At 73.6% G+C, this 5,486-nt stretch carries 6 protein-coding genes; 3 read left to right on the top strand and 3 right to left on the bottom strand.

The window, feature by feature from the left end; all coding sequences use genetic code 11:
• The coding region (locus ABZ297_RS46085) for a hypothetical protein (protein ID WP_355360732.1) at window positions 1-1,530 on the bottom strand (1,530 nt) is incomplete at its 3' end.
• Window positions 1,531-1,643: 113 nt separating this feature from the next.
• Here ABZ297_RS46085 and ABZ297_RS46080 point away from each other — a divergent pair.
• The 3 genes from ABZ297_RS46080 to ABZ297_RS46070 all read left to right on the top strand — a co-directional run bounded on the left by ABZ297_RS46080 (window position 1,644) and on the right by ABZ297_RS46070 (window position 4,089).
• The gene (locus ABZ297_RS46080) at window positions 1,644-2,975 is read left to right on the top strand and encodes a S8/S53 family peptidase (protein ID WP_355360729.1); all 1,332 of its coding nucleotides are present in this window, start codon (window positions 1,644-1,646) and stop codon (window positions 2,973-2,975) included.
• A gap of 77 nt (window positions 2,976-3,052) precedes the next feature.
• Complete coding sequence (locus ABZ297_RS46075) at window positions 3,053-3,634, top strand: sigma-70 family RNA polymerase sigma factor (protein ID WP_350813616.1); 582 nt, start codon at window positions 3,053-3,055, stop codon at window positions 3,632-3,634.
• Window positions 3,631-4,089, top strand: a complete 459-nt coding sequence (locus ABZ297_RS46070) for a hypothetical protein (protein WP_355360726.1) — start codon at window positions 3,631-3,633, stop codon at window positions 4,087-4,089. Before ABZ297_RS46075 ends, ABZ297_RS46070 begins: the two co-directional genes overlap by 4 nt.
• Here the strand turns inward: ABZ297_RS46070 and ABZ297_RS46065 are convergent.
• Together ABZ297_RS46065 and ABZ297_RS46060 are read right to left on the bottom strand one after the other, a co-directional pair.
• A complete protein-coding gene (locus tag ABZ297_RS46065) occupies window positions 4,067-4,447 on the bottom strand; it encodes an STAS domain-containing protein (protein ID WP_355360723.1) in 381 nt (126 codons plus the stop codon). The two genes, ABZ297_RS46070 and ABZ297_RS46065, sit on opposite strands and share 23 nt — an antisense overlap.
• Window positions 4,448-4,765: 318 nt before the next feature.
• Complete coding sequence (locus ABZ297_RS46060) at window positions 4,766-5,392, bottom strand: helix-turn-helix transcriptional regulator (RefSeq protein ID WP_355360720.1); 627 nt, start codon at window positions 5,390-5,392, stop codon at window positions 4,766-4,768.
• Window positions 5,393-5,486: the final 94 nt, after the last annotated feature.

Below are 5,486 nucleotides of genomic sequence, written 5' to 3'. Positions count from 1 at the left end.
CGGCGGGCGGACGGCGGGCACGGCCAGCGCGGTGGCCCGCCACCGCTCGGTCCAGGCCAGCAGGTCGCGGCTGCCGCCGGAGCGCAGCGACTGCCGCCGGGCCAGCGTGGCCAGCTCGGCGCCCTGCGTGGTCACCAGGGCGCGCAGCTCCGAGGAGCCGAGCGTGAGCCGGTGCTCCTCGATGAGCGCCAGCCCGGCCCGGCAGGCACGCAGCAGGCGGCGCGACTGCCCTGCCGCCTCGGCGCGCAGCGCCTCGGCCAGCCAGCCGCCCGCCCTGGACGTCGCCGGCCCCCGGTGCCTGACCGACGCCGCGGCCGACAGATGCTCCTCGGCCTGGCGCCCCCGGCCCAGCGCGAGCGCGGCACGGCCCGCGAGCAGGTGCGCCTGCCACACCTCGGGCGAGCCCAGCCTGGCGAGCCTGGCGGCCAGCCGCCGGGCGTCGGCCAGCACCTTCGGCGACGCCCCGCCCTCCGCGAGCCCCGCCTGGACGAGGATGAGCCGGGCGTGCTCGGCCCACCAGGCGCGGCGCTGCCCGGCGAACAGCCCGATGGCCTCCTCCGCGCGGCTCCTCGCGGCGGCGGGGTCGTCGGCGGCGAGCGCGGCCCTGGCGGCGATGAGCAGCAGCTCGGCCCGCATCGTGGCCTGCCCGCGCAACCTGGCCAGCTGGCGCAGCCCGGTGTCGGCCTGCTCGAGCGCGTCGCGGGCCAGCCCTGCGGCGAGCAGGACCGCGCACCGGTCGGCGACCAGGTCGAACATCGGGATTCCGAGCTCCTTGAAGCGCCGGTCGGCCTCGTCCAGGAACTCCAGCGCGACGGGCAGGTCACCGGCGCGGAAGGCGACGACGCCGCGGTTCTGCACCGCCACGACCGAGTCGTGCTCTTGGTTGGTGGTGGCGAACATCCGCTGGGCCGCGCGGAAGTCGGCGTCGGCCTGCGCCACCGCGCCCAGCGCCAGGTTGACGTGGCCGCGCAGGGTCAGCGCGCGGGCGGCCCACACGGTGTCGCCGGCGTCGAGCAGGGCGGGGGTGGCCAGGCTCAGGTCGTCAAGGGCCTCGCGGTGCCAGCCGACGATCCAGCGGGCCCCGGCGCGGCGGAACAGCACCCGCGCCCACGTGGTGCCGTCGGCTGTGCTCGCGATCATGCCAACGCCTTTGTCAGCGGCTTTGTCGGCCACTTTGCCGGCGGCTTTGCTGGCGGCCCTGTCGAGGGCGGCCAGCCCGGGGCGGGTGCGTCCGTGCCGCAGCAGCGCGATGCCGAGCGTGGCCAGCACGTCGGCCTCGCGGTCGGGCGAGCCCGCCCGCCTGGCCAGCCGCACGGCGTGGCGCAGCTCGACGATCGCCGACTCGGGCGCGCCGAACTCCCGGTGCAGGATGCCGAGCGCCTGGCGGGCGATCGACAGCTCGTACGGCCCGCGCCCGCCGGACAGCATGGCCCTGGCGGCCTTCAGCGCGTCCTGGGGGCGGGCGAAGACCATGGCCAGCAGGTCGTGCGGATCGGCCGGAATCAGGGAGCTACGGGCCGTTCCAGACACTTTACAGATGGTAGGGCGGAGGTTGTCAGACGTCCACGTGTCTGGTGTATCAACCGGGAGGGTCTGCACTCATTACCGGCAGGACGTAACCGCTTCCCGAGAAGGAACCGAACATGAGCACACCGGACGTCTCCCCCGACGATCGCTTCTGGCGGCAGCTCGACGTGGTGAACGCGGCGCTGCCCCCCGGGCAGCGCGCCGTGGCCGGGCCGCGGGGCGCCTCCCGCGGGTCCGCGGTCCGGCCCGAGTACGCCCACCTCGCCGACCACGTCCTGGTCCGCGCCGACGACGAGAGCCGGTCCAGGGCGCTCATCCAGCAGAACTTCGCGGACGCCGGGCCGGCCGCCGTGGTCTGGCCGCCGGAGCGGCACCGCGAACGCGTCAGGACGCGCAGGCTGCACGTTCCCGGCAGGGACGCCCACGGCGTCGCCGAGACCCTCCAGGCCGGCGGGGTGGACGCCTCGCCCGTCCACCTCGTGTCGGTCGCGGGGGTGAACCTGTGCCCGGGCGACGAGCCGGTGCCCACCGCCGCCCCGCTCAGGCCGCCGCTCGGCGACCGCGCCCGGGGTGCGGGCGTGACGGTCACCGTGATCGACACCGGGCTGGTGCACGACTACCTCGACCACCCCTGGCTCGCGTCCGGACCGCAGGTCGGCGGCGACGTCACCGCCCTTCTCGACGAGGTCGACGCCGACGGCGGCATCAAGCCCTACGTCGGGCACGGCACGTTCATCGCCGGCGTGCTGCGCTGCGTCGCGCCCGCCGCGGACGTGCGGGTCCACGACGGCTTCCCCTACGGCGGCGCCATCATGGAGGACGAGCTCGGCCTGCTCCTGCTGCAGATCCTCGACGAGCACGGCTGGCCCGACATCATCTCCCTGTCGGCGGGCACCCGGACCCAGGACGCGCTGACGCTGGCCGGCCTGTCCGACTTCGTGGACGAGCTGGCCGCGCACCCCGGAACGGTGCTGGTCGCGGCCGCGGGCAACGACGGCGGCACCGGCAAGTTCTGGCCGGCCGCGTTCGCCGACGAACCGGTGAACGCGCAGGGCGACGTCGTCGTCTCGGTCGGGGCGCTGCGCGAGGACGGCACCGGCCGGGCCTGCTTCAGCAACCACGGCAGCTGGGTGAAGACCTTCGCGCCCGGAGAGCGCCTGGTCAACGCCTTCACGTCCGGCACGTACGCCTACCACTACCCGGCTGCGGGCTCCTGCCGCCACTCCAGCCCGGCGCTGTACGCCGGCTGCACCTGCGTCGCGCCCTTCAGCTCGGGCGACAAGGAGAAGTTCACCGGGCTGTCGGCGTGGAGCGGCACCTCGTTCGCGACGCCGGTGATCGCCGGACTGATCGCAGCCCGCATGTCGGAGACCGGCGTCGGCTCCCGGCAGGCGGCCCTCGACGTCGTGGAGGGACGGGTGCCCGTGCCGGATCTCAGCGGCTCATGATTCTCCGGTTCCCCGTCCTGCGGTCTGCCACGAAATATCATGTCATTCCCGCTCGAAGTGAGGGAAGGACCGCCGCCGTGGACGACACCGGAACCCTCGTCAAGGCTGCCGCAGGGGGTGACGCCGAGGCGTGGCTGGAGCTGTACCAGCGCTACACCGGGCTGGTGTGGGGCGTGGCCAGGGCCCACCTCGCGAACAGCGCCGACGCCCAGGACGTCTGCCAGACGACATGGTTCCGGTTGGCCGAGCACCTGACCAGGATCAGGGACCCGGAGCGAGTAGGCGCCTGGCTGGCCAGCACCGCCAGGCACGAAGCCCTGCGCGTGATCCGCACCAGCGGGCGAGCCACACCCGTCGGTGACGTGGAACTGCTGGGGCTCGACATCGACGAGCGCACGCCCGAACTGCTGTTCATCGAGGCGGAGGAGGCGCGCGACGAAGCGCGGCGAGAGGAACTGGTGTGGAGCGCCTTCCAGGAACTGGGAGAACGCTGCCGCCGCCTGCTGCGCATCCTCATCGCCTCGCCGCGACCCACCTACCAGGAGGTCGCGACGGGGCTCGGCATCGCCGTCGGCAGCGTCGGCCCCATCAGGGGACGTTGCCTCAAACGGCTGGCAGTCCTCATCGGACGACGGGGAGTGACCGGGATTCCCGGATGACTGTTATGGACGATGGCTTCGAACTGGAAGAGGAACTGCGCGCGATCGCCGACCTGCTCGATCCCGTCCCGCCTGAGTTGTTCGAACACGCCATGCAGGCGTTCACGCTCAGGACGCTCGACGCCGAGCTGGCCGAGCTCACCTTCGACTCGTCCGACGCCGAACCGGCGACCCGGGTCAGAGGGGCCGCCCAGCCGCGGATGCTCACCTTCGAAGGGGGCGGCGTCGTGCTGGAACTGGAGCTGACGGACGCGGCGGGCGGCACCAGGATGGTGGGACGGCTGCTCAACGGCGGCCCCACCGAGATCGGGGTGCAGCGGCGCGAGGGCGAGGCCCGCATGCGCTCCGACGACCTCGGACGCTTCACCGCCGAGTCGCTGGCCCGCGGCCCGCTCCGGTTACGTGTCACCCCCGACGGGGGCGACACGGTGGTCACCTCGTGGATCCTGATCTGACCAGGTGGTCGAGCACCTCCTGCGGTGAGCGCCGCAGGTCGAGGTAGGCGTCGAGGTGGAGCACGGCGAGAGCCCGTTTTAGCTGCCCCCCGGCTCCGGCCAGGATGACCTGCCGGTGCTCCCGCTGCGCGCGCTGGTGGGCGCGCACGAAGACGTGGATCCCGCTGGAGTCGCAGAAGGTCAGCCGCGTGAGGTCCACGAGCAGGACGGGTAGCCCGGTCTCGGTCATGAACTGGTCGACGGCCTGCTGCAGCAGCGGGGCTTGCAGCAGGTCGAGCTCACCGGCCAGCCGCAGCTCGACGCAGCGGTCGTGACGGCGGGCCCGGACTTCGAACGCAGGCGTCGTGATGTGGCTCACCTGGGCCTCCGCGCGTCGATCACCCGAGGAGTCCATCATCGCCCATCACCCGTCGCTCCTGACAAGCAGCCCACCAGTGACATTCGGGGACGCCTCCGGCAACCGCGGGGCCTCCCCGCCGCCTCTGGAACGACCGGTTCCTTCGCTCGTCGAGACGGCCCTGTGCGACACCAGGCCGGTCGGTCTCCTCGCTCACCGGGACGGTCCCCTGTGACACCAGGCCGGTCGGCTTCTTCGCTCGTCGGGGCAGTGCTCGGTGACGCCGCGCCAGTCCCCTCCTCCGGCGCGGCGTCACCGTCCCCCCCACGATGGATCGGTTCAGGACACCTCTCCCAGCTTGGCGGCGAGCGCGACCCGAGACCCGATCCCGAGCTTGGTGTAGATCTTGCTGATGTGGTACTCGACGGTCTTGACGCTGATCATCAGCTCGCGGGCGATCTGCCGGTTGGTCAGCCCTCCGGCCACGAGCGTCGCCGTGCTGAGCTCCTGCGGCGTCAGCCCCAGCCGTACCGTGGCCGGTGGTTCCAGCCCGCACGCCTCCAGCTCCTGGTCGCACCGGGCGGCCAGCGGGGCGGCGCCCAGCTTGCCGAAGATGGCCCGCGCGGCGTGCAACCGCTCCGCGGCGGCCCGCCGCCGGCCCGTGCGACGCAGCAGCCTCCCCAGGTCGAGCAGCGCCCGGCCCTCCTCCAGCGGCCACACCCCGCCCCGGACGACGTCGAGCACTGCCACCAGGCTCTCCTCGGCCGCCGCCGGCGCGTTCCTGGCGGCGAGCAGGAGCCCGCGCAGCCTGGCCGACTGCGGCCCGGCCAGCGCCGAGAGCCGGCTCTCGGCCTCGTCCAGACGGCCTTCCGCGATGAGCCCCTCGACCAGCCCCGGCCACGGGTCGGGCGCGAACGGCCCGCCCCGCTCAGGCCCGAGCACCGCCGTCGCCTGCCCGGCCGGCATCTCAGCCGAGAACTACCTGCGTGCCATGCTCGAACGATGGGGCACCGCCCCCGACGGCCCGATGGCCGTGCTCCTGCGTACCAGCCTGACCAGC

This window comes from Nonomuraea sp. NPDC005983 (assembly GCF_040614375.1).
GTDB lineage: Bacteria > Actinomycetota > Actinomycetes > Streptosporangiales > Streptosporangiaceae > Nonomuraea.
This window is presented reverse-complemented; position numbering and strand designations above follow the sequence as displayed.